Genomic DNA, 26,369 nt, shown 5'->3' with positions numbered 1-26,369 from the left:
TATCATTTATTACATTTTTCATTTCTAAATTGTTTTGGAGTCATTCCTGTCATGCTTTTAAACGTAGAACTGAAATATCGGGGATAAGTAAAACCCACTTCGCAACTTATTTCATTTATATTTAAATTTGTGTTAACAAGTAGTGACATCGCTTGCTCTATGCGTAATCTGTTTATATAGTCATTTACTCCCATACCTGTTATAATTTTTATTTTGCTGTATAATGAAGATCGGCTGACTATCATTGCATCCGCCAATTGCTGGACGGAGAACTCTTCGTCAGATAGATTTTCATGTATGACAGCATTTATCTTTTTCATGAAATCCTCATCGGCCTTACTGTTTGTCAAATCTAATAAGGAGGGTGAACCAGTAACCGTTACATATTGACTGTGTATTTTTTCTCTGTTTTTTAAAATATTGCCGACGACGACCTTTAAAAAGGCCAAATCAAAAGGTTTAGGGATATAAGAATCGGCTCCGGATTTATATCCGGTTGTTATTCCTGTTTGGTCATAACGTGCTGTCAGCAATATTACTGGTATATGGCTTATCCGGATGTCGTTTTTTATTTGACGGCATAATTCAAAACCATCCATTTGGGGCATCATTACATCGCTCACAATGATAGACGGTTGTTTCTTTCTGCATGTTTCCAGTGCCGAGATTGCATTGTCTGCTGCATAAACTTTTTTAAAAGTTTCTGTAAAGGACTCTATTAGGTATTCTCTTAACTCCTTTTCATCCTCTACGATAAGTATGGTCTTCCCCGTACAATCGAAATGTAAATCTTGAGTTGTGTTCACAATGGGGGCTTCTTTTTGTAGTAACTTTGTGGCTTCTGCCTTTTCATTGATATCAAGAAGCGGCAACTCTAAATAAAATGTCGCCCCTTTGTCGGTATTATTATAGGTCCCAATATCCCCTCCATGCATTTCCATGATTGTTTTGGCATAATATAATCCGAACCCGCTTCCTTTTTCCTTATGATTACCTTTATAAAACCGTGTGAAAAGGTTTGTTATATCCGAATCTTGTATACCGATTCCTTCATCTACAACTGATATTCTGACTTTGTTTTCAAGCTTCCGTGTGTTTATTGTTATACAACTTTCGGGCATGCTGAATTTCAGTGCATTCATCAGCAGGTTTGACAGTACGGTATGACATTTTTGCTTATCAAACCATACCTCTTCTATATCGGTGGTCATTTGTAATTTTATGCATATCCCTTTCTGCCTAGCTTCTTCTGTAAAATCTTTTACAATATTAGTTATCCATTCGTCTAATTTGCATTTTTGTATTTTCAATTTACTATAGCCTGCTTCCATACTGTTCCAGTCTAGTACCATGTCCACTATTTCCCTCATATATTGTGCCTGATTGAATATTAATTGCAATTGTGGCATCAGATATGAAGGTAACCCTTGTGTCTCGTTTTTATCTATCAAACATTTTAGTGGAGCATAAATCAATGTCAAAGGGGTCCGTAATTCATGATTTATGTGAATGAGAAAATCTATCTTCTTTTCATTAAAATATTGTCTATATTCTTTTAGTCTCTTTTGTATTTTGACTTCTTTTCTTATATTAAAAATAGACATTCCTACAATGATTCCTCCTGTAAGAAAAATGCAACATAGGATTATAAACCAGTCCGTTTTATACCATGGTGGGGTGACATGAATGTCAGTTAGGTGGATGGGCATGGTATAATTCCCGTCTTTTGTCATGCATGATACTTCAATGTGGTATTTGCCTGGGGAGAGATTGGAAAGTTCCAGCATCGGATGATATGAGTCAATGCTTTTATCAACGTCTCCTTTTATAATATATCGAAATGGAACCCGCTGGAAAATATCTTTGTTTTTGATATGTACCTGTAGTATGAGTGTATTATATTTCCATGGAATCTTTATGTTGCGTATATTTATATCTGATGTTTGTAGTTGTCCGTTAAGCTCCACTCCACAAAGATCTATCTCAGGATATGGCTCATTAGGCTCTGGAATATCCGTGTTAATTTGCACCAGCCCTTCTATACCACCGAAATAAAGATATCGGTGTTTTTTCATAGTCCGTTGTTGATAAGTGAATATTATTTCATTGGGATGAAATCCGTCGCTTCTGTTCCATTGGATAAACTTGTCGTCTTTTATACAATACGAGTACAGCTGGTTTTGCGCGCAAATCCATACCCTTTCAGAGGAAGGGTCATAGCGGAGTGCACTAATGTCACTGAACAATTGTGAGTCTATTTTTGAGTATCTTTTTTCTTTTAGATTGTAATATCCTATCCCGGCTGTTGTTCCCACCCATATCCTATCTTGTCCGTCACAATCGATTGCAGTGATGGTCTCTTTTTCGTCTATTTGAAAAAGAGGTTGGATGCTATCATTTTTATTAATGATTTGGAATACTTTATTGCCACTCATCGTTAGAGACATCTTTTCATCAGAATACCCCATTACTGAAGTTGGTAATTGGTAATTCTTGTCTGTTTTGATCGGAGAGAATTTTCTATTATTTATATCATATATCCATATATCTTTGCTTAGTATATATATTTTGTTCTTTGTCACCCGATGGGCGCGTGGAATATATCCGTAAAAGCATTGCCTGAAATTGATACTATCATTTATTATTAAAAATGGTCGGTAAGCTCCCGTGTGTGTGTCGAATAAAAAGAGTCCTTTGGTATAAACAGATACTATCAGCTCTTTTTCTGATATAGGAGCTATGGAAACCACTTTATCTCCATAGGTGGAGTAAAAATGCTTGAAATCTCCCGTTTGAGGCTCATACAGGTTTATTCCGCCACCGTCTGTACCGATCCATAGCCTTCCATTAGGCTCTTCGAATAAACTTGTTACCGATTTCTCGCTCAGTCCGTTAATATATCCTAATGGGCAGTCTTTATATGTGCGTATGTAGCTTTCTTTAATATTGAAAACCCCTCCTCTGACACTTCCGGCCCATAGGCCTTCATTTTCATCCTTATATAATATAGTAACAGAATTTACGGGTAACGAATTTTTATCTCCAGCAATATGGTAGAGATTGGAGAAATTCTCATTAGACAGTTCCAGACGGTTGATTCCTCCTCCGTCAGTCGCCAGCCATAGAAACCCTTCCTTCTCTACGATATCCAATACATAATTGTTTGTTAGGTCGGAGTTTTCTTTTGTATACCGTTTTATAAACTTACCTGTTTTTTCATAACAAAACAAACCTTGTCCCCAAAAGGATAAATATATATATCCGTTTGACGATAGATACGCCCCTTGCAGAATATTGTTTGAACCAGAGAAAAGCCTTTTCAGTCGCATGGTCTGATAGTCCAATACGTATACCCCATCTCTTCTGGTGGCGACTAGTGCCTCTCTTTCAGAAAATGCTATAATTTTTTGTACCCTGTACTTTGTAACATCACTACCTTTATCCTCTTGCTTTTTAATATTAATGGATTTAAAAGAGCGTTTTTTATAGTCATATTTGTATATTCGGTTTTCGCTTCCGAAAAGTATTCCATCGGTTATGCATAAAGAGGAGTATATTATATCTCGATTAACAAGAGTAAAATTCCCATGTTTCTCATCATATGTTACCATCCCCTCCCGGGTGGATATCCATATATTGTTTAGAGAATCTTGAGTTAGATGTAGAATCTCATTGTCGGGTAAAGAATATCTGTCTTCCGGGTTACTCTTGAATATTTTTAAATCTTGTCCCGTATAAGAATTTAGTCCATTCCTCGTTCCTATCCATAACTTTCCCTTTTTATCCAAGAGAATGGATTGGACAGTTGATTGTGAAAGCCCTTCCTCAATGGAAATGGACGTAAACTGATAGTTTACGCCGCGGCCCAGGGCAGAGGATGCACAAAGTAATATTACTATAATAAGTAGGGCTGTGTTTCTATGCATTTTTATCTTTATAGTGTTATTTCAAGTTTGTATTTTATTAATAAACGATATTGTTACATAAAATGTTTGTTAAATCCATGTTTTTAAGACAAAAAAATAATTATTGGATGTACCGAGCAAATTTACAGGTCCCTTTTTTGTGCAATTTAACAGTATCCACTTTCCTTAGTTCTCTTCTTTACTTTCATTAACTTTTTTTAAGATGCAGTCCCTATCTGTTGATTGCTAAAAATTGTTTTCCTGTTTTCCATGCGGTAGCTTTTTCCTGATAGCCTGATTATCTCACAACAATAGAGTAGTCTGTCCAGTAGAGCTGCCGCACAAACTTCGTCTCCTGCCATCTCCAGCCATCCGGTAAGATCCCGGCTTGCGGTAATGATAAGTGATGTCTTACCTTGAACGCAATTCACCAGTTTAAACAGTAGCAGTACATCTTCTCCTTTCAGGGGAAACAGCGTAACATCATCGATTGCCAGCAGCTGCGCTTTCATTATTCGTTTGTATGTTTTCATCGCGGGTCGTGATATCTCCTTAGTCTTCAAACAGACAAACAGTTCTTCCAAGGTCAGCAGGTATGCCTTATAACCCGCTTTCACTGCTTCATGGATAAGTCCTGAAGCAATGAATGTCTTTCCGGTTCCGGAATCTCCTACCAGCAGAAGATTATATGTCCTTCTTATCCATACCAGTTCACGCAATTCGCGCATCTGCCTTTGGTCAATCCCTTCGGTACGTGAGAAATCATATAGATCCAGATCATACCTTGCAGGCAATCCTGCAAATTTCAACCTGGTCAGATAACTTCTCCTTTCCTTGTCCCGAAGTTCCCGCATCAGACAAGTTGACAGAAACTCGGAGTAAGTCTGTTGCTTTTCCTGTGCTTCATGTAGTATTTCATCCAGGTGTTCTGCCAGGAATGGCAGCTTCAGGTTGCGGGCACATTCGGTCAGTTCTTTCTTATACCTTGCCATTGTTTCTAAAGATTTCATTATATGTTTTTACCAATCCGGTTGACTGTGTCCGGGAGGCAGGATTTTTTCCTACATCCGATTCTCTCATTTTCTTCTTCCATATATGTCCGCACAGGCTTTTAACGGACTCACCATTATAGATTCCCTTGTCCAGACATACACTAACCGCTTCTGTCAGGATGGCTTTGTCATATCCGGGAATTATGCGTAGAATTACCTCCAGATTCTCCCTGTAATAACGTTCCTTCCTTCTCTGCAGGTTCTCAAGCCATAAGGCGACCTCTCTATTGTACGATACATAGATAAGAATGCGTTCAGCCAGCTTTTGTGCTCCGATATTTCTTTGCCTTCTGTGTCCTTCACCATAGATAGTCTTTCCCTTGAGTTCGCACAGATCATGCCGGCAGACAAGCTTTCCCGTCTCCTTATTATAAAGTTCCAGGCATCCGTCTGTTTCATGGAGCCATACTGTCGTTTCTCCTCCCCGATAGGTTCCGCATGGCAGGCTATAGTAGTTTCCCCTGTACTGTACGGTATTGTCTTTACGTACATGATATTCCTTCATTTCTCCACCGGGTGAGTGCGGAGTACCGTGATAGGGTACAAGGTATTCTCTTTCCTGTGCAAATTCCTCAAGGGGAATCCGGTGTGTGGTACCATATTCCTTCCCGTTTCCCGTTCTTTCAAGCCAGAGACGTGCTTCTTCATTAAGTCTGTCTACATTCTGAAAAATACGTGCCGTGAGGAAATTCGTCTTCACATATTTCACAACATTCTCTACCCTCCCCTTTGACTCCGGATCGGCCTTGTGACAGAACACGGGATGGAAATGCTGCTCTTTTACAAATGCCTGAAATTTGCCGGTCAGTATCAAATCCCCCATGTTCGCCCGTGCTATAAGTACTTTATCCTGGTCGTAAATGATCTTTTGCGGCCTGCCTCCGAAGTATTCGAAGGCAAGTTCATGGGCATAAACCGCAAGCCCGGTGTCAAAGGGCCTCCGGCTAAAATAGATAAATTTATATCGTGAACGGGACAAGACAATAGCAAAGAAGTACACTTTGATGGACTTCCCGTTTTCAGTGCGCATACATTTCTCCCCAAAATCCGCCTGTGCGTATTCCCCGTAGGGAGTATCAGGCTGCTTCTCGTAGTTTCGCTTATGCGTTTCAACCTTTTTCCCGATGCCGTATTTTTTGCGTACCCTTTCCACGAAACCGGATATGGTTCTGTTACATACACGGGGGAAGTCCGGATAGCATTCCTTCAGCCAGTCATGTATCCTGGCGGCCGATATATACGGGTATTCTTCCAGGTTTGCACGTACATATTGCTCGTAGTTTTCCAGTTTCAGCCTGTACTTGCGGTGAGAACTTTGTTTTTTAACAAACTCCTCCATAGTCATATTCAGATACCGTCGTACAGTCTTACGGTTCACACCCAGATATATTCCAATTTGTGTTTTGTTCAGTCCTTTCAACTGAAGCTCCCTTACTTTATGCCACATATATTGTTTCTCCTTAAAATATTGTTTCCTTATTTCCATTGCAGTATCTGTCTATGCTTTGTTTGAGCGGCAAAGATAGACATTCCCCGACATGCAAAAAACACTGTATTCGTCTCTATAAAAGTGGTACCTTTGCTTTTTCCACTTTTTGAAAGATAAAGTTACAGCCTACATTATTGGATTATACATGACTTTTTTTGCATGATTTTTGATCTTTTTTTTTACGCTGCTACATACTTTTGCTACAAATAATTAACTGTTTTTAGAATATGAAATTTTATTTGCTTTTTATTTTTATCTCCTTAAATCTGTGTTCCTTTTCTGCACGAGCTACAGATACTATTTTTGTTTATGAAACACAAGTTCCAATTTTGATAGAACGCCAAGATAACATGTTATTTTTAATGCGTTTGACTACTGCTAGAAGTGATACAAAATTAAATGAAGTGGTTTTACGATTGGGTCAAAATGTGAACTTGTCAAACATCCAATCTATCAAGTTGTATTATGGAGGTACGGAAGCACGTCAGAACTATGGTAAGGAGCTTTATCTTCCTGTTACCTACATTTCTCGTGATGTGTCAGGGAAGACATTGGCTGCGAATCCTTCTTATTCGATTAATAAATCACAGGTAAATAATCCCGGGCGGAAAGTGATACTGAATGCTAATCAGAAACTTTTTCCCGGAATCAATTATTTTTGGATCAGTCTGCAAATGAAACCGGGCGCCTCTTTGCTGGATAAAGTGTCAGCTAAGATTGTTACTGTTAAGGTTGATAATAAAGAAGCACTTATATATACGGTTTCACCGGAGAATATAACTCATAGGGTAGGAGTAGGGGTACGCCATGCCGGTGATGATGGTTCGGCTGCTTTCCGTATTCCGGGATTGGCAACTACTAATAAAGGAACATTGCTGGGAGTTTATGATGTACGTTATAATAGCAGTGTTGATTTGCAGGAACACATGGACGTCGGTTTGAGCCGTAGTGTAGACGGTGGTAAAACATGGGAGAAGATGCGTTTACCTTTAGCTTTTGGTGAAACTGGCGGTTTGCCTGCTGCTCAGAACGGCGTTGGCGACCCTTCGATCTTAGTGGATACCAAGACCAACACAACATGGGTGGTGGCGGCTTGGACACATGGAATGGGTAATCAGCGTGCTTGGTGGAGTTCTTATCCGGGAATGGATATGAATCATACGGCCCAGTTGGTATTGTCAAAGAGTACGGACGATGGTAAAACGTGGTCGGAGCCTATTAATATAACAGATCAGGTGAAAGAGCCATCCTGGTATTTCCTTTTGCAAGGACCGGGACGAGGTATCACCATGCAAGACGGCACATTGGTATTCCCGATTCAGTTTATCGATTCTACCCGTGTTCCGAATGCGGGAATTATGTATAGCAAAGACCGTGGCGAAACATGGAAAATCCATAACTATGCGCGCACCAATACAACAGAAGCTCAAGTAGCGGAAGTGGAGCCTGGCGTACTGATGTTAAATATGAGAGATAACCGTGGAGGTAGTCGTGCTGTCGCTACTACCAAGGATCTCGGTAAGACTTGGACAGAACATCCTTCTTCCCGTAAAGCTTTACAGGAACCGGTGTGTATGGCAAGTTTAATCAGCGTGAAAGCGGCAGACAACACATTAAATAAGGATATTCTTTTATTCTCCAATCCGAATACGGTAAAAGGTCGTCATCATATCACGATCAAGGCTAGTCTGGATGGAGGTATCACCTGGCTACCCGAACATCAAGTGATGCTGGATGAAGGTGACGGTTGGGGATATTCTTGTTTGACAATGATTGATAAAGAGACAGTCGGCATATTATATGAAAGCAGTGTCGCTCATATGACTTTTCAGGCAATCCGACTGAGAGATATAATACAATAGGAATTATCATACGACCTGTAATCATGAAAAACAGACTCATATTATTTATATATATTATAATTAACTTATGCACAATTTCAGTGGTAAAAGGGGCTGTCCAAAAAGTCGGATAGCCCCTTTTGCTATTGTTTATTTCGGTAAAAATCAGTATCTTACCGTTGCAACAAATAAACATTATAGCAATGGCTAAGATAGTATTTAAAGAGTTAACTTCCAACCAAAATGTACTTTTTCCTGTCAGTTTATCGGAAAAGATCGCTCCCAATCATCCCGTTCGTGTTGTAAACAGTGTTGTAGACGCATTGGATATTAGTTGTCTGCTTTGGGCATATAAAGGCGGAGGCACCAGCAGCTATCATCCGCGTATGATGCTCAAGGTCCTGTTTTATGCCTACCTGAACAATATCTATTCCTGCCGCAAAATAGAAAAGGCCTTGCAGGAGAATATTCACTTCATGTGGTTGTCCGGTAATAGTACTCCCGATTTCCGTACAATCAATGATTTCCGTGGCAAACGTTTAAAAGAACACATAAAATCGTTGTTTTCAGCCATTGTTCTACTACTACAGGAATCCGGCTATGTCAGTTTGGATGTACAGTATATCGATGGCACCAAAGTGGAATCGGCATCCAACCGCTACACTTTTGTCTGGCGTGGCAGCGTGGAAAAGAACAAGGCAAAACTGGAATCGAAAATACAGGCAATCCTTAGTGAGGTTGACAGACATATCGAACAGGACAAACAGGAAAGGACCCCGGATGCCTTACCGGATATGGATTCCTGTGGCTTGAGGGAAAAAGTGAGCGCTTTAAACAAACGGCTCTCCGGGATGAACAAGGCTGAGCAGAAGCAAGTCAGAAAGCTACAGGAAGAATATCTGCCCCGCCTTGCCAAATATGAATCGCAATTAGAGAAATTAGGGGACCGTAATTCTTTCAGTAAGACCGATGAGGATGCCACCTTCATGCGCATGAAGGAGGATCATATGAAAAACGGGCAATTGAAACCCGCCTATAACATACAGATTGCTACAGAGAATCAGTTTATTACAAACCTAGGGATTTACAGGCGCGCCGGAGATACGGGAACTCTAATTTCTTTTTTGAAAGATTTTCGAGAGACTTATCATAGGCAATCCTCTATAGTAGTGGCCGATGCCGGTTATGGAAGCGAACAAAACTACGAGTTTATGGAGAATGCGAGTATAGAGGCTTTTGTCAAGTACAATTATTTCCACAAAGAGCAGAAGCGTGCATGGAAGAAGGATGCTTTTGCCATACAGAACCTTTACTATAATCAGGAACAGGATTACTACGTATGCCCGATGGGACAACATCTGGAACATACAGGTCAAAGGAAAAGCAAGTCCGATTTGGGATATGTATCCGTACTGAAGCGTTATCAGGCACAGAACTGTGAGGGTTGCCCGCTGAAATCTCAATGTCATAAATCAAAAACTAACCGGATCATAGAAGTTAACTATAACCTTAACAGGCATAAACAAAAAACACGGGAAAAACTCATGAGTGAGGAAGGTATTTATCATCGGGGCAGACGATGTATAGAACCGGAAGCTGTCTTTGCGCAGATAAAGCATAACTCGGCATGGAACCGGTTTAGATTAAGAGGGTTGGAGAAGGTAAAAACAGAGTTTACCCTGGCTGCTATTGCACATAATCTAAGGAAACTGGCTAAAAAAGTCAGTGCTCTTTTCTTTTTTACTTATTTCTGTAGGATAACTTCTCGGAAAAAGATAATTGAGAAAAACAAAGATGGTTTTAAAATAAAAATGGATAATAGAAGAGCGGCATAACAAAAAAAAGAAGGCATCCTTTTCAGACACCTTCCGGGTGCTTCGTTTCATTACGACCCCAGGAATATTGTCTCCGAAATATTGTGATACCCTTTCCTTGCGGGGGCATTCCATTACGATGATTCTGATCAATACAGCTTCCCGTATACGTGAGGCTATTGACAATCCCGTATTAACAGCCAGAATCGATGATTCGCTTTCCGATTTGAAGACTTTTTTTATGCATCCTGAGTTTCATGCCCTGCTTGAGACTGTGGGGGAAAACGGTGAGTTTATAGATACCATTAACGGACGTATCATCAATCCCGGGCATTGTATTGAAACGGCATGGTTCATACTTGAAGAATCCAGATACCGTGGCTGGGACAAGGAGATGCTTGAAACAGCCCTGACCATTCTGGACTGGTCTTGGGAGTGGGGCTGGGATAAGGATTTCGGCGGTATCATCAATTTTCGTGATTGTAGGAATCTCCCCGTACAGGATTATTCACAGGATATGAAATTCTGGTGGCCGCAGACGGAAGCAATCATTGCCACTTTGTATGCCTATGAAGCTACAGGAGATGAAAAATACTTGAAAATGCACAATCAGGTTAGTGATTGGACATATGCACATTTCCCGGACCGGGAATACGGAGAATGGTACGGGTATCTGCATCGCGACGGCAGTGTGGCCCAGCCCGCCAAGGGGAATATCTTCAAAGGGCCTTTTCATATTCCCAGAATGATGATTAAGGGCCATGTTCTGTGTAACGAGATCTTATCCGGTCTGTCCGGTACGGAAAATATAAAATTGTAATTGGACATAATGAAAAACAACAGAATATATCCCTGGATATTGGTTGGTTTGCTTTGGGGAGTGGCCCTTCTCAATTATATGGACCGCCAGATGCTTTCCACCATGAAAGAAGCCATGCAAGTGGATATCTCGGCGCTTGAGTCTGCGGAGAACTTTGGTCGTCTGATGGCGGTCTTTCTTTGGATTTACGGATTCATGAGTCCTGTTGCGGGCATGATCGCTGATCGTCTTAATCGCAAATGGTTGATTGTAGGCAGTTTGTTTGTCTGGTCAGCGGTTACTTATGGAATGGGATACGCTGAAACGTTCACACAGCTTTATTGGTTGCGTGCTGTAATGGGGATCAGTGAGGCTTTGTATATACCGGCCGGCCTTTCCCTAATAGCGGATTGGCACCAGGGAAAGTCACGTTCGCTAGCCGTGGGTATTCATATGACGGGCCTTTATACCGGTCAGGCTATCGGGGGATTCGGGGCCACCGTGTCTGCCGTCTATTCCTGGCATGCCACTTTTCATGGCTTCGGAATTATTGGGATCATATACGCAGTCGTTCTGATCCTTTTTCTTCGTGAGAACAAGGGGACAGGCACGGCAGAGCAGGTGTGTCGCGAAGGGGTGAAAGCACCTTCCCCGTCTATCTTCAAAGGAATGTCGCTGTTATTCTGCAATATCGCCTTTTGGGTGATTCTGTTCTATTTTGCGGTGCCCTCCCTGCCTAGCTGGGCTACTAAAAATTGGCTTCCGACCCTGTTCTCTGACAGTTTGGATATGCCTATGTCCGAAGCCGGTCCGTTGTCCACGATCACAATAGCGCTCTCCTCTTTTCTCGGAGTAATTGCCGGAGGGATACTGTCTGACCGTTGGGTCCTAAAAAATATTCGTGGTCGTGTGTATACAGGGGCTATTGGATTGGGGTTAACGATCCCTGCCTTGCTATTGTTGGGGTTCGCTCATAGTGTTTTCGGTGTGGTCGGGGCAGGTCTGCTGTTCGGTCTGGGGTTCGGCATCTTTGATGCAAACAATATGCCTATTCTTTGCCAGTTTGTTCCTTCCGGATACCGTGCTACAGCCTATGGAATCATGAATATGACAGGCGTCTTCGCCGGAGCGGCCGTGACCCATGTGTTGGGGCGGTGGACTGACCAGGGGAATCTGGGATTTGGGTTCGCCATACTTGGTGTCGGTGTTTTATGTGCCCTTGTCCTGCAGCTTTATTTCCTAAGGCCCCAAACGGATAACATGGAGTAGTATGAGTTTTGCGGAGTCTGTCTCTGCTCGGAAATATATCATGATTTTACGAATTGGCCAGGAAAGATCTTTGTCGCTCCGTTTAATAAAGTGTTTATGTGGAATTATCAGAAAAATATACTTGTTTGTATGATTGCAGGTTTAGGTTTGTCAACTTGTACCCCGTCAGATGTTAGTATTCCCGGGGCTGCAACAATTGATGTCATGAACGGTTTTCCCGATGGAGAATCCGGATATGCTTTGGGAGTATCCGGTTGCTATGCCGGAAAGTTAGGAGATTTCTTGTTAATGGCCGGCGGATGCAATTTCCCGGATAAACCGGTTTCGGAAGGGGGGATCAAGCATTATTATAAGGGCATTTATATAGCCCGGGTGGATGACTCTTCTTCCTTGCGTTGGGTGAAGGCTGGAGAACTTCCTATGGAGGTGGCCTATGGAGCTACGGTATCCTTGCCGGATAGGCTTATTTTTATTGGAGGAAGCAACTCTTCCGACCGGTTTTCTTCCGTACTTTCCTTTTCTTTTGATTGCATGAAGGATTCAGGCTTGATATGTGAGACTTTGCCTCCGCTTCCTCATGCGGTTGATAATATGTCGGCAACCCTATTGGGCGATACATTGTATGTCCTGGGTGGGAATAGGAACGGGATTCCTTCCAGTTCCATGTTCTCTCTTTGCTTGGACAATTATTCTGCAGGATGGACAGAGGTTCCTTTTCCCGGGAGGCCACGTGTGCAGCCTGTGTGTTCCTCTCTGCTTGGCAAATTGTATGTTTTCGGTGGATTTACCTCCGGAGGGGATGCGTCTGTTTCAACAGATGGATTATGTTACCATCCTGAATCTGGACAATGGCAGGTGGTTAAGGCACCTCTCACCACAAAAGGTGAACCTCTCACATTGACGGGCGGTGCCTCGGTCTCCTATGGGGATGTTCTGCTTATATGTGCAGGCGGGGTTAATCGGGATATTTTTGAGGATGCCATCAGTGCCCGCTATCAGATGGTTCGTGAATCAGAGTATCTCCTACAGCCTATAGAATGGTATCGTTTTAATGATCAGCTGCTGGCGTATAACGTACGGTCGGGTGAGTGGATACGGATTGGTGTCCCTTCTCCGATGCTGGCTCGGGCCGGTTCCTCATTGGTTGTATTTGGAGATATTTTGTTCTATATTGGGGGAGAGCTTAAGCCCGGCGTGAGAACTCCTGGTATCTGCCGTATATCTCTTCAAAAATAACAGCGGAATTGAAGATGTAAGCTTGGGCCCTTTCATTCTGTTTTGTGGTTCTTTTTTTGATGGAATTTTCATGTTCTGGATGTTGGATGAGTTTTTTTAAATGATTTCTGACTTTTTTTTATTTTATGCAGATTTTCTTTGCATCCATAAATTAACCTACAAATTTAATTGATATGTGTTTATTTGTATCTTCATGAACTGTGACTTTTGGGGATCTGAATCCCCCTTTATTACAAAATTAATTTTTAATGAAAAACATCAAATTGCATGAAAAAGAATTTTATTTTATTTATTTTCCTTTTGTGCTCCATTGTAGCTGTAGCACAGAAGAAGAGTATTACGGGCATAATAACGGATACTGCGGGAGAGGCCGTTATTGGTGCCAGTATTGTGGAAGTCGGGACAACGAATGGTACGGTCTCTGACGTTGATGGCAATTTTACACTTTCTGTTTCTGAGAATGCCAGTATTCAGGTATCATTCATCGGCTTCTCTTCCCAAACCTTGAGTGTGAAGGGAAAAACAAATTTTAAGATTGTATTGAAAGAGGACAGTGAACTTTTGCAGGAAGTTGTTGTTACGGGTTATGGCGGTAAGGTATCACGATCCAAACTTACGAATTCCATTTCGACAGTCAATCCCCAGATGTTGGACAAGGGTATATACACCAATCCCTCTCAGGCCTTGTCAGGCTCTGTTCCCGGTTTGAAGGTCTCTCTCACCTCGGGGAATCCAACCTCGTCTCCTAAAATTATATTACGTGGTGGTACAAATTTCGATGGTTCCGGGGGGCCCTTGGTGGTAGTGGACGGGCAGCTTCGTGATAATTTTGATGATATCAATCCTCAGGATATTGCATCTATGGATGTGCTGAAGGATGCCGGGGCTACAGCCATCTACGGCGCCCGTGCAAGTAATGGTGTCATTTTGATTACGACAAAGTCAGGCAAGGCAGGACATCGGGAAATAAACTTTAGGGCCAATGTGGGGCTTGGTTACGTTAATAATCCCTATGATTTTCTGGGCGCGGAAGACTATATTATAGCCCTTCGTACCGCCTATAAAAATACCCCGTGGGCACCTCAGGCGAGTTTGACAGGTTCCACTGCCTTGGGTACGGGAAATCAGATTGGACCGAAAATGGTATGGAACATTATGGGAAAAACAGATGCAAACGCCTACCTTTTGGATAAGGGATGGCGTGAAATGCCGGACCCCTTGGATCCTTCCAAAACAATCATATACAAAGAGACAAAGCCGGAGGAGTATAATCTTCGTAACCCGGTAGTTACGCAGGATTATACAGTCAGTATGTCCGGTGGTAATGATAGGGGTACTTATTATGCTAGTTTGGGCTATAATGATTCCCCAGGAGCTCCTATCACTACCGAGTATACACGTTATAATTTCACATTTAATGGTTCATACAAAATTGCGGATTGGTTGAAAACGACTTCCAATGCAACTTTCAGCCGTGCTAATTATGTATGGTTAAACAACGATTGGGGGACGGAGGCGGATTATTTTGGTCGCGTGATGAGCTCCCCCCCCACCGTCCGTTTTGAAGACGAAGACGGTAATTCGACGTTGGGTCCATCTCCGGGCGACGGTAACCAGACCTATGTTGCAAGAAGTTATGACCAGGACAATGAACGGACCAAATTGACCCTTATGCAGTCCGTGGAAGCAAATTTATTCAAAGGGTTGGTTTTGAGGGCCTCTGCCAGCTGGTATTATTTTCATACTGTAGAAGAAAATATGCGCAAGGATTATGAGACGGTTCCGGGACAATGGGATCGAACCCGTTCAACCAGTGCGAGCTATTCCCGCCAGTTCTCTCAGACTTATAATGCCGTTTTGGACTATACAACAACATTTGCCACTTCACATAATTTGAATGTTATGCTTGGTAGTGAGTTTTATGATCAGTATAATAACGGTTTCTCAGCATCCGGTTTTGGTGCCTCTACCGATGATTTTAAAAAATTAGGCTTGACCGATGCGGGTGAGGGAAAACGTTCTATAGATTCGAGTCATAGCCGTTACCGTATCCTGTCTTATTTTGGTCGTTTGAACTATGACTATGAGGGTAAATATTTATTCTCTGGAGTATTCCGTTATGACGGTTATTCTTCTTTGTTGGGTAAGAACCGGTGGGGTTTTTTTCCGGGAGTTTCCGGTGGCTGGGTTTTCACGAAAGAGGATTTTGTGAAGGAGTCACTTCCTTTCCTTTATTATGGAAAGCTGAGGGCTAGTTACGGTTTGAACGGTAATGCCAGCGGAATCGGTCCATATACCCTTCAAGGTTCATATAATTCAAACAAATATCATGGTAATAACGGTTTCCTGATAGGAGCCTTACCCAATCCTTCCCTTCGTTGGGAAAAGACGGCCAGCTTTGACATAGGCTTGAATGTAGGACTTTTGGATGGACGGTTGAATCTGGATATCGATTATTACAACCGTCTGACCTCTGACAAATATGCGGACCTCACACTTCCCTCAACCACGGGATTCTCTTCTATAAGGAACAATAATGGGAAACTGCGTAATCGTGGAATTGAGCTACAGCTTTCCGGTAAAATTATGGAAACCAGGGATTTTACTTGGGACGCTTCCCTTAATATAACTTATAACAAAAATAAGATCATAGCCCTGCCCTATAACAAAGAGCCGCGCAACAGACAGGAAGGACAGCAGGTGTACACAGGACGGAAGATAGCAAATCCGGAAACAGGTGTATTCGAAGATGAGAAGGTGTGGGTCGGAGGTTTTCAGGAAGGAATGGAATATGGCGTGCTTGTCGGTTATCAGGCAGAAGGTATTTACCAAAGTATGGATGACATTCCCGGAGATTTGGTTGTAAAGTCTGGTAATGCTCAAGGTAAATATCAGTATGGTCCTGATGCCTGGAAGAGACTTTCTGCTGCCGAGCAGGCAAAAGGTGTAGAGATTAAGCCGGGAGATATGAAATGGAAGGATGTGAATGGAGATGGCATGATTGACCAGTATGATCAGGTGGTAATAGGAAATACCACTCCTCGCTGGTTTGGTGGTTTTAATACCACAATGTCTTGGAAGGGACTTAGCTTGTATGCCCGTTTTGATTTCGCGCTTGATTATTGGGTTTACGATAATCAAACCCCATGGCTCTTAGGATGTATGCAGGGGACTTACAATACGACAAAGGATGTCTTCAACACCTGGAATGAAAGCAATCCAAATGCAAAATATCCCCGTTATGTATATGGTGATCAGCTAGGAACCGCCAACTACAACCGCACCTCTACCTTGTTTGCATCCAAGGGCAACTATTTAGGTGTCAGGGAGTTGTCTCTGTCATATACTCTTCCTCAAGAATTGTCTAAAAAACTGTATATGCAGAAGTTACAATTCTCAATTACAGGACAAAATTTGGGTTATTTGACATCTGCCAGGACAGTGAGTCCGGAAATCTCCTCGGGATACCCCTTGCCACGGACCGTCATTCTTGGCGTTAATGTTACATTTTAAAAAATTGGAATAAGATGAGAAAGATAAAATTTATAAATCATATGGTGTTGTGTGTAGCTGCTATTGTTACAACTTCATGCGGGGACCTGCTCGATCTCGCCCCGATAGACAATTATGGAAGCGGCAATTTCTGGAAGACGGAGGCCCAGGTCAGTGCATATGTGGATGGGCTTCATGATGCCTTAAGAGCTAAGGCCGGGCAGCACGTCATCACTTTTGGAGAATTGAGGGGGGGGCATTACAAGGATGGTGTAAGTGCAGATGGACTGACTATTTCCAACGGTGCAATTATTTTACAGAATTTATCCAGAGAGACTCCTGGAGTTAGTAAATTTGGAGATATTTATGGTTGTATAACTAATATCAATCTTTTTATTGCCCATGTAACAGATGCCGCTTTTATGCCGGAGAATAAAAAGAATTATTATTTGGGACAGGCATATGGTCTTCGCGCCTTTTACTATTTTGATCTTTATAGGGTCTATGGTGGGGTGCCCATTCGTTTGGGTGTGGAAGTTGTCGAAGGAGAGCTTGACCCGCTCAAACTTTCCTTGGGGAGGGCTAAACCCAGTGAAGTCATGGCACAGATTAAAAAGGATCTGGACACTTCACTTCAGTATTTTGGAGAACAATCAGGTTTCGACCCATATGGACACGGCAATAAGTTATACTGGTCAAAGGCCGCTACGGAATGTCTGGCCGGCGAGGTCTATTTATGGAATTCTAAAGTGACCATTGGTGATAACAAGGCCGATATATCAGATTTGTCAAAGGCCAAGCATTTCTTAAAAAATGTAGAGGGTAATTATGGACTCCAGTTGCAACAGGATTTTAAGCGTATATTCAGCACCGATAACGAAGGTAATAGTGAAGTGATATTGGCCGTTTCCTATATGGAGGGTGAAGCTGAAAATTCACTTCCTCGCGCATATACTTATTCCCTTGTTTCCGGGACGACCAATAAAGATAGTTACAGGGCGGATGGAAGTGTTTGGAATGATGCGCTTGATATACAGAATAACGGGCAGCAGCAGTATGAGTATAAGTTCGCCCTTTATGAGAAGTTTGAGGATAGTGATTCTCGTCGTGAAGCTACATTTATGCCTTCATATCGGAAAAAGGAAAGTGGAGAATTATACATATATGGTACCCATGTATGTAAGAATTTGGGTTCTCTCAATGCTCAGGGGAACAGAGTTTATGATGGTGATTTTATTCTTTATCGTTTATCCTGGGTATATCTGGCATTAGCCGAGATTGCTAATATGGAGAGTGATAATGTAAATGTTGAGAGATATATAAATTTAGTCAGAAATAGGGCGTATAAGTCTGAGACAGGTTCGCATATATATAAGGCATCTGATTTTCTAACTAATGAATTAGCTATTTTACATGAAAAGGATAAGGAGTTTGTACAGGAAGGACAGCGTTGGTGGGATTTGTGCCGCATGAAAAATGCAAAGGACGGAATTCCATTAGTGTTCTGCAAAGAAGGGGATATTGAAGGTAAACGAGCGGTGCTTAATCAAGAAACTGAGGCATATAAAGTTTTGTGGCCGTTGGATAATGAGATACTTAATAATGATTCGGCCTTGGAACAGACCCCCGGTTACGAAAAGCAAGAAGAATAAATGAGGGTATCCGGTTGGAGGGGAAGGTATGTCTTATTCCAACCGGATGTACTTTTCCGTGTATTTAATTATATAAATAGAGATTGTATGAAAATGAAATATTTTACTTTATTGTTTTTTTGTAGTTTATTTGTCGGATGTTCAGATGAAACCTCTACCTCTTTTGTTAACAATCAAAACCAACAGGCTAGGGATACCATTGATAATGAGGATGATAATTCGTGGGTTTTAATTTTTGCAGATGAATTTAATATCGATGGGGCCGTTGACTCCAAGAAGTGGAATTATACTCCCAGGGGAGATGTTGCTCATGCCTATTATTATAAGCCGAATGATACATCCGTTGTTTGGTGTGAAGATGGCATGTTGAATCTCAAGTTTATGAAGGATGAAACAGATCCCCGCGGATATAAATCCGGAAGTATACGCACTGATGGGGGGAAATTTGATTTTACTTATGGTAAGGTAGAGGTCAAGGCCAAGTTTTCATCAGGGGACGGTTCATGGCCGGCTATATGGATGATGCCCGCCAGCTCAAAATATGGGGGATGGCCTGCAAGTGGTGAAATAGATATAATGGAGCATATAAAAGATTTAGATGTTGCTGTACAAACGGTACATACTACTGGTACGGAGCAAAAGACATATCCTTTTGGTCATTCAGGGTCTAAATTCAAGCGGGGTGAATGGAATATATGGGGAATAGAATGGAACGATAAGAAAATTGATTTTATGGTAAATGGAGAAGTTTGCGCAACCTATTATAACAAGGGTTTGGGCGCTGTACAATGGCCCTTTGATATTCCTTTCTTCTTGATATTGAATGTTGCAGGTGGAAAGGGGATGGCTGGTCCTATAAATGAGAAACATTTACCTTTTACCATGCAAGTTGATTATGTGCGGGTATATCAGTGGAAATAGATTTTGTAAAGCACGCTGGTAGAGGTTGACAAGATATATTCTATGATGTGATATGATAGGTAATTTATATTTTTCATTTTTTGACGTAAAAGTTTGTTTTAGGGGTGATCTCTATTGAAAGGATTTGTCGGCATTGTTGTGTCGACAAGTCCTCTTCGGTATTCTTGGGAAAGACGGATAATAATATTTCTCCACTCTCCCATAATGTGTTCTTGTCCTTCAAAGAGAAAAAGTTTAATGCAATAATTGTATCTTGATGAATATTAAAAAAAGTATCTTGTTTTTATGCGCAGGCATATTCTTGATTTCGTCACTCTCGTGTAGAGAGGGCGGACATGTTGCGAAATCATATAATGCCGGCATTAATATCATTCCCACGCCCCGCTCTTTAGAAAAGCGTGAGGGAAGTTTCAAATTGTCCGATGGTGTTTCTATAGGAGCCATTACCCCTGAGGCAAAAAAGATTGCAACGTATTTTGCCGCTAAAATCAGTCTGGCAACCGGGTACGATGTCAAGGTGGAGGATAAAGGAGAAATTACTCTAGTACTGGATTCTTGTGCAACGTTCTCTCCGGAAGGCTATGCATTGGATGTGGAATCATCCCGTGTGCAGGTAACAGCGTGTTCTCCCCGGGGATTATTTTACGGGATGCAGAGTTTTCTGCAGTTGCTTCCGGCAGAAATAGAAAGTGCCGGGATCGTGCGGGATGTTGACTGGGAGGCTCCTGCCGCCAATATTATCGACTCGCCACGTTTTGCATACCGCGGAATACATATGGATCCTTGCCGCCATTTTATGACGGTTGAAGAAGTGAAGAAGCAGATAGATGTTTTATCCATGTTCAAAATAAATACGATTCACTGGCATCTGACGGACGACCAGGGATGGCGTATTGAAATAAAACAATATCCAGGATTGGCGGAGATCGGCGGCAGGCGTATTGAAGGGGAAGGCGTGGAATACGGCCCCTTTTATTATACTCAGGAAGAGATCAAGGACATTGTCTCGTATGCGGCCGAGCGTTTTATCACCATTATTCCGGAATTAGAAATTCCGGGACATGAACTTGCGGCTATATCCGCCTATCCCGGGCTGTCCTGTAAGGGAGACCCCGTTACCCCTCGGAATATTTGGGGAGTGGAGGATATCGTAATGTGTCCGGGTAAGGAGAGTGTTTTTACATTCCTGGAAAATGTCATTGATGAGATGGTTGCCCTTTTTCCGGGCACCTATTTCCATATTGGCGGTGATGAATGCCCCAAAGAGAGTTGGAAGTCCTGTCCCCTTTGTCAGAAGCGTATTCTGGAGGAGGGAATAAAGCCTGATGGCAAGCATACTTCAGAGCAGTTGCTGCATACTTACGTTGTGGAGCGCATAGGGAAATATTTAGCCCGATATGATAAAAAAATAATCGGTTGGGATGAGATTCTGGAAGGCAAGCCTGACTCCACGGCGACCATTATGTCATGGCGGGGTGATGCCGGCGGTATATCGGCCGCTTTATCGGGACATGATGCGATAATGTCTCCCGGTCCGAACGGGCTCTATCTGGATTATTATCAGGGGGACAGCAAGATTGAGCCTATAGCTATCGGCGGTTGTTCGACTTTGGAAAAAGTGTATAATTACAATCCCGTACCCGACACATTGGTGCTTATTGGGAAGGACCATCATATAATAGGGGTTCAGGCTAATAATTGGAGTGAATATTTTTATAATAATGATATCCGTGAGTATCACATGTATCCCCGTTCCTTGGCTTTGGCGGAAGTCGCCTGGACTGATGCCAAACGCAAGAATTACGTGGATTTTGAACGGCGTATCAACAACGCGTATGTCCGTCTGGACGGACATGGCGTCAATTACCACATTCCATTGCCGGAGCAGCCGGGCGGTTCTTGTGACCATATCGCTTTTACAGACAGTGTGTCTCTGGAATTTACCACGAGCCGTCCTATTAGCTTAGTTTATACGATTGACGGTACTGAACCTGGAGTATCCTCGGAAATTTATACTTCTCCTCTTTCTTTTTATCAGAACGGTATCCTTAAGATCGCTTCGTTGCTATCCTCTGGAAAACTGAGCAAAGTGCGTACAATCCAGATAGAGAAGCAGGTACTTTTGCCTGCTGTGGATGTAGAAGGGAGTTTTCATGGGTTAAATATGGAAGTGACATACGGTATGTTTCTTAATATGCAGGAGTTTATGAAAACGGGCAAGAGTGTGGATGTCAGTACGGATATCAGAGAAACGGGGGAATTAACGTCATTCGTGCCTTCTACGAATTCTATGCGAGACGTAAGACAATATGCTGCTGTGGCCACTGGATTTATTGATATTCCTGAAAATGGTGTTTACTTTTTCTCCTCTGATCTGGAAGAGGTTTGGGTCGGCGGAAAATTACTTGTAAACAATGGTGGAGAGGTGAAACGTCATTCCCGAAATGACCGCTCCATTGCTTTGGAGAAGGGGATGCATGAGTTGAAACTCGTTTTCTTGGGGCACATCATCGGAGGATGGCCTTCGAACTGGAATAACGGAGTTGTCATGCTGCGAAAGTCTGATGAGAAAAAATTCCGAAAAATAACAAGTGACATGCTTTGGAGAAAAAAGTAGAGCTTATAATCTTTTTAAAAATATAATCATATGAGACGAATTTTATATTGTTTTCTGTTTATTGCAGGCGGGGGTATTATCCATGCATCTGCCAGAGAAGAAAGAGTAGGGACAGAGGATCGGATTAAACCGGATAGTGTTTTATTTGTTGACAGTTTTGACGGTAGCTCCGTCGTGCCCGATACAGCAGTCTGGAAACTTTGTACGTATGCTAACAATGCCTGGTCACAGTGGTTTAGGGATGTGAATGGTTATGAAAACGTAAAAGTGGAGGATGGTTATTTGAAGTTGAGGGCCTGTAAGGATAACGGGACTTATAAAAATGGCGGGGTATTCTCCAAAATCGGTTTTCCCTGTGGTACACGTTTGGAAGTTAAAGCCAGATTAACCAAATTGGTTCGTGGAGGTTTTCCCGCTATCTGGCAAATGCCCATAGGAGCACCGGAATGGCCCAGAGGGGGAGAAATAGATCTTATGGAATGGGTTCAAGGAACTCCCTTGCAGATCTATCAGACAGTACATACTTATTATATAAACGGAGCAAACGGTTCTGCGGGCGTAACTAACAAGAATCCTGATAAAAACTTTGATGTGACTAAGGATCATGTATATGCAGTGGAGCGTACTGAAAAGGAAGTTATATTCTATGTCGACGGCAAAGAGACCTGGAGATATGGGAATCAATACTTGGATGAGGGGAAATTACAGTATCCGTTTTGTGAATATCCCTTCAATATAATTCTGAACTTCTCGTTGGGAGGCGAATTGAATGGCAGGATGACATGGTCGGGAGAAATCTGTGATGAAGATTTGCCGGGAGAGATGTGGGTTGACTGGGTGCGTGTTGTGTCGTTAAATAATGAAAATCAGTCCGATACGGGCGATAAATAAATATCATTTGTTACAAGGCTGTTTTAAAACTGAAAGGTAATAAGTGTAAACAATATATGTGTATAATTTAATTTTATAAGATTTCATATGAAGATTTTTTGCCTTCTACTATTGTTGCTTTGCTCAATGAATTCCATGTCTCAGGAAAAAATTCCTTTCGAGATCAGGGATGGACATTTTTATCGGTATGGGGAGAAACCCCTATTCTTTCTAGAGAGATGCATTATGTCCGTATACCACACTAATATTGGCGCCACCGCTTGCAAATGATGAAAGTAATGGGCTTAATACCGTGGCAACGTATGTTTTTGGGAATCTCCACGAGGTTGAACCAATTTTTCCGAAGATGAGAATCTGGCGGAATATATAAGGATTGTCGGGGAGGAAGTGATGATGGTCATCCTTCGTCCCGGACCTTATGTTTGTGCCGAGTGGGAATTCGGCGGGTATCCTTGGTGGCTGCAGAATATACCAGGTATGGAAAATAAAGAGGGATAATACGGAGTTTCTGAAATATACGAAAAAATATATTGATTGTCTGTTTCGGGAACTACTCTCTTGTAATATATCAAGGGTGGCCCTATCATTATGGTACAGTGTGAAAATGAGTTTGGCTCATACGTTTCCTAGCGTAGGGATATTTTTATCAATAAACAATATATGTGTATAAATGTTGCTAAACATATGTCTATTAGTAAAAAAGATAGTAACATTGGACAATACATGAGTTATTTTACATGATTTTTGATCTTTCTTTGTGTGTTCCAATTTAATTTTGCAAAAAATAAATGATATATATATATCTTATATTTTTGTTTCTTAAGATATCATCTTGGTTCGTGTGGGATAGTGCGCTAAGGAAATATGCTATTTTTAATGCGTTTGACCACTGCAAATCGGATAGTGTTTTACTGGCAGGCAGTTATGATGAGTTTTTCGTCATAACAGATAAGGGGGGGGGAACTTTATAGGTACGCTAATGTCTAGCCATAATATTCCAAGGATGTGAAGGAGTACGAAAATGTAAAAGTGAAAAAATGGGAATGAGTCTGATACGGGCGATAAATAAATATCATTTGTTACGTAGGACTGAAAAGTAAAAGTATAAACAATATGTGTATAATTTAATTCTATAAGATTTCATATGAAGATTTTTTGCCTTCTACTATTGTTACTTTGCTCAATGAATTCCATGTCTCAGGAAAAAATTCCTTTTGAGATCAGGGATGGACATTTTTATCGGTATGGGGAGACAACCCCTATTCTTTCTGGAGAGATGCATTATGCCCGTATACCACACCAATATTGGCGCCACCGCTTGCAGATGATGAAAGGAATGGGACTTAATACCGTGGCAACGTATGTTTTTTGGAATCTTCATGAGGTTGAACCTGGAAAATGGGATTTTTCCGGAGATAAGAATTTGGCAGAATATATAAGGATTGCCGGGGAAGAAGGGATGATGGTCATCCTTCGTCCCGGACCTTATGTTTGTGCCGAGTGGGAATTCGGCGGGTATCCTTGGTGGCTGCAGAATATACCAGGTATGGAAATAAGGAGGGATAATACGGAGTTTCTGAAATATACGAAAAAATATATTGATCGTCTGTATCAGGAAGTGGGCCCCCTGCAATGTACCAAAGGTGGTCCTATCATTATGGTGCAGTGTGAAAATGAGTTTGGCTCATACGTTTCCCAGCGTAAAGATATATCGTTTGAAGAGCACCGTTCCTATAATGCAAAGATCAAAGGGCAGCTGGCTGATGCCGGATTTACCGTTCCGTTGTTCACCTCCGATGGAAGTTGGTTGTTTGAGGGCGGGTGTGTGGCAGGTGCCCTGCCTACGGCCAATGGGGAGAGTGATATCGCTAATCTTAAAAAGGTGGTGAACCAGTATCATGGTGGCAAAGGACCGTATATGGTTGCAGAGTTTTATCCGGGCTGGCTGTCGCATTGGGGAGAACCGTTTCCTCAGGTCTCTGCCTCGGAAATCGCCCGCCAGACTGAGGCTTATCTGCAAAATAATGTTTCATTTAATTTTTATATGGTGCATGGAGGAACGAACTTTGGTTTTACCAGCGGTGCCAATTATGACAAGAAAAGGGATATACAGCCTGATTTGACCAGTTATGACTATGATGCTCCTATCAGCGAGGCCGGTTGGATCACTCCAAAATATGATTCTATACGTTCCGTCATCCAGAAATATGTGAAATATCCCATACCTACTCCTCCTGCCCCTATACCGGTTATAGAAATCTCTTCGATAAAACTGGAGAGGGTAGTTGATGCCCTGCTTCTTGCACAAAGTATACAACCAGTGAACGCCTCTACTCCTCTGACGTTCGAGCAACTTAATCAGGGATATGGTTACGTTTTGTACACCCGTCATTTCAATCAACCTATCAGTGGAATCCTTGAAATCCCAGGATTACGTGATTATGCCGTGGTTTATGTAGATGGTGAGAAAATAGGTGTTTTAAATCGCAATACCAGAACATATTCTATGGAGATAGATATCCCGTTCAATGCCACTTTACAGATTTTGGTGGAGAATATGGGACGTATCAACTATGGAAGTGAGATTGTATATAACACAAAGGGGATTATCAGTCCTGTCACTGTTGCCGGTAAAGAAATTACGGGTGGCTGGAATATGTATCGGTTACCAATGGATAAATGTCCTGTATTGACTGAATTTGGCGATAATGTCTGCAGGAACACACCTTTGCAGGCTGTTCAATTCAAGGATCGCCCGGTTATTTATGAGGGAGAATTCACATTGGATCAACCGGGAGATACCTTTATCGATATGCGTGCATGGGGAAAAGGGGTTATTTTTATAAATGGTAAACACATCGGCCGTTATTGGAAAGTGGGACCACAACAGACTCTTTACATTCCGGGTGTATGGTTAAGAAAAGGTGAAAATAAGATTGTAATTTTTGAACAGTTGAATGAGGTTTCCCAACAGAACGTCAATACGGTCCGAAAACCCGTGTTAATGAATTTAAAATAGTATTATCGATATAATGGTTGTATTTATAAGCACTGATATTTGTGCTGTTTGTGTCTAGGTTGAAAATGGATGATCGGAAAAATCTGCTGGTGGTTTCTTCCAATTGTATTAATTTATTTTGATGTTTTTAGTGTGTTCAATCAAAGAAATACGAATAGGGGGGGATTTTAGTTTTTTGATAAAGTATAACGCTGAAATAGTTTTTTATCTTTTAATAAACAATCTATGAATAACATTTTAAAACAAGCGGGAGCAATTCTGTCGCTCTCGCTATTGTGTGGGATGCAGGTTTATGCGTTCCCTGACTACCCTTCCCTGAGGGGACAAATTATCGAACAGAGTGATATCTGTCAAGGAGTTGTCAAAGATGCC

The 26,369-nt window shown here is 41.8% G+C and carries 13 protein-coding genes and 2 pseudogenes; 12 read left to right on the top strand and 3 right to left on the bottom strand.

Annotated elements, in window-relative coordinates; genetic code table 11:
• Window positions 1–2 precede the first annotated feature (2 nt).
• The 3 genes from KO473_RS20440 to istA all read right to left on the bottom strand — a co-directional run bounded on the left by KO473_RS20440 (window position 3) and on the right by istA (window position 6,443).
• Window positions 3–3,926, bottom strand: coding sequence for a two-component regulator propeller domain-containing protein (locus tag KO473_RS20440; protein ID WP_005822169.1), 3,924 nt, complete (start codon window positions 3,924–3,926; stop codon window positions 3–5).
• Between the two features lie 197 nt (window positions 3,927–4,123).
• Entirely contained in the window at window positions 4,124–4,915 is a 792-nt protein-coding gene (gene istB, locus KO473_RS20435) for an IS21-like element ISBf2 family helper ATPase IstB (protein WP_010993677.1), read from the bottom strand.
• On the bottom strand, window positions 4,884–6,443 hold the full coding sequence (gene istA, locus KO473_RS20430) for an IS21-like element ISBf2 family transposase (protein WP_011203618.1): 1,560 nt from the start codon (window positions 6,441–6,443) through the stop codon (window positions 4,884–4,886). Before istA ends, istB begins: the two co-directional genes overlap by 32 nt.
• Window positions 6,444–6,673: 230 nt before the next feature.
• Between istA and KO473_RS20425 the strand changes: the two genes are divergently transcribed.
• The 12 genes and pseudogenes from KO473_RS20425 (at window position 6,674) to KO473_RS20370 (ending at window position 25,997) form a co-directional block, all read left to right on the top strand.
• Window positions 6,674–8,308: a sialidase family protein gene (locus tag KO473_RS20425; protein WP_005822175.1), complete on the top strand. Its 1,635-nt coding sequence runs from the start codon at window positions 6,674–6,676 to the stop codon at window positions 8,306–8,308.
• 182 nt (window positions 8,309–8,490) lie between these two features.
• Complete coding sequence (locus KO473_RS20420; RefSeq protein WP_005822177.1) at window positions 8,491–10,122, top strand: IS1182-like element ISBf5 family transposase; 1,632 nt, start codon at window positions 8,491–8,493, stop codon at window positions 10,120–10,122.
• 34 nt (window positions 10,123–10,156) lie between these two features.
• Window positions 10,157–10,921: pseudogene (locus KO473_RS20415) on the top strand (AGE family epimerase/isomerase); the annotation flags it as partial.
• Window positions 10,922–10,930: 9 nt separating this feature from the next.
• Complete coding sequence (locus KO473_RS20410; protein WP_005822181.1) at window positions 10,931–12,169, top strand: MFS transporter; 1,239 nt, start codon at window positions 10,931–10,933, stop codon at window positions 12,167–12,169.
• Window positions 12,170–12,298: 129 nt separating this feature from the next.
• Complete coding sequence (locus KO473_RS20405) at window positions 12,299–13,405, top strand: cyclically-permuted mutarotase family protein (protein WP_250716602.1); 1,107 nt, start codon at window positions 12,299–12,301, stop codon at window positions 13,403–13,405.
• Between the two features lie 267 nt (window positions 13,406–13,672).
• Window positions 13,673–16,918: a TonB-dependent receptor gene (locus tag KO473_RS20400; RefSeq protein ID WP_005822182.1), complete on the top strand. Its 3,246-nt coding sequence runs from the start codon at window positions 13,673–13,675 to the stop codon at window positions 16,916–16,918.
• A 14-nt stretch (window positions 16,919–16,932) separates the two neighbouring features.
• Window positions 16,933–18,549, top strand: coding sequence for a RagB/SusD family nutrient uptake outer membrane protein (locus KO473_RS20395; protein ID WP_005822183.1), 1,617 nt, complete (start codon window positions 16,933–16,935; stop codon window positions 18,547–18,549).
• Window positions 18,550–18,636: 87 nt separating this feature from the next.
• The gene (locus tag KO473_RS20390) at window positions 18,637–19,470 is read left to right on the top strand and encodes a glycoside hydrolase family 16 protein (RefSeq protein ID WP_005798047.1); all 834 of its coding nucleotides are present in this window, start codon (window positions 18,637–18,639) and stop codon (window positions 19,468–19,470) included.
• Between the two features lie 256 nt (window positions 19,471–19,726).
• Window positions 19,727–22,087 (top strand): family 20 glycosylhydrolase, encoded by a 2,361-nt coding sequence (locus tag KO473_RS20385; RefSeq protein WP_122130212.1) that lies wholly within the window; start codon window positions 19,727–19,729, stop codon window positions 22,085–22,087.
• Window positions 22,088–22,117: 30 nt separating this feature from the next.
• A complete protein-coding gene (locus tag KO473_RS20380; protein ID WP_005822185.1) occupies window positions 22,118–22,978 on the top strand; it encodes a glycoside hydrolase family 16 protein in 861 nt (286 codons plus the stop codon).
• An 87-nt stretch (window positions 22,979–23,065) separates the two neighbouring features.
• Window positions 23,066–23,605 (top strand): annotated as a pseudogene (locus KO473_RS20375) (beta-galactosidase); the annotation flags it as partial.
• Window positions 23,606–24,122: 517 nt separating this feature from the next.
• Window positions 24,123–25,997 (top strand): beta-galactosidase, encoded by a 1,875-nt coding sequence (locus tag KO473_RS20370; RefSeq protein ID WP_005822187.1) that lies wholly within the window; start codon window positions 24,123–24,125, stop codon window positions 25,995–25,997.
• Window positions 25,998–26,369 lie beyond the last annotated feature (372 nt).

The organism is Bacteroides sp. HF-4919 (assembly GCF_018860125.1).
This window is presented reverse-complemented; position numbering and strand designations above follow the sequence as displayed.

Bases quoted from the DNA above. Each gene is read 5' to 3' on its own strand.
- KO473_RS20440 (WP_005822169.1), bottom strand. From the start codon at position 3,926: ATGCATAGAAACACAGCCCTACTTATTATAGTAATATTACTTTGTGCA.
- istB (WP_010993677.1), bottom strand. From the start codon at position 4,915: ATGAAATCTTTAGAAACAATGGCAAGGTATAAGAAAGAACTGACCGAA.
- istA (WP_011203618.1), bottom strand. From the start codon at position 6,443: ATGGAAATAAGGAAACAATATTTTAAGGAGAAACAATATATGTGGCAT.
- KO473_RS20425 (WP_005822175.1), top strand. From the start codon at position 6,674: ATGAAATTTTATTTGCTTTTTATTTTTATCTCCTTAAATCTGTGTTCC.
- KO473_RS20420 (WP_005822177.1), top strand. From the start codon at position 8,491: ATGGCTAAGATAGTATTTAAAGAGTTAACTTCCAACCAAAATGTACTT.
- KO473_RS20410 (WP_005822181.1), top strand. From the start codon at position 10,931: ATGAAAAACAACAGAATATATCCCTGGATATTGGTTGGTTTGCTTTGG.
- KO473_RS20405 (WP_250716602.1), top strand. From the start codon at position 12,299: ATGATTGCAGGTTTAGGTTTGTCAACTTGTACCCCGTCAGATGTTAGT.
- KO473_RS20400 (WP_005822182.1), top strand. From the start codon at position 13,673: ATGAAAAAGAATTTTATTTTATTTATTTTCCTTTTGTGCTCCATTGTA.
- KO473_RS20395 (WP_005822183.1), top strand. From the start codon at position 16,933: ATGAGAAAGATAAAATTTATAAATCATATGGTGTTGTGTGTAGCTGCT.
- KO473_RS20390 (WP_005798047.1), top strand. From the start codon at position 18,637: ATGAAAATGAAATATTTTACTTTATTGTTTTTTTGTAGTTTATTTGTC.
- KO473_RS20385 (WP_122130212.1), top strand. From the start codon at position 19,727: ATGAATATTAAAAAAAGTATCTTGTTTTTATGCGCAGGCATATTCTTG.
- KO473_RS20380 (WP_005822185.1), top strand. From the start codon at position 22,118: ATGAGACGAATTTTATATTGTTTTCTGTTTATTGCAGGCGGGGGTATT.
- KO473_RS20370 (WP_005822187.1), top strand. From the start codon at position 24,123: ATGAAGATTTTTTGCCTTCTACTATTGTTACTTTGCTCAATGAATTCC.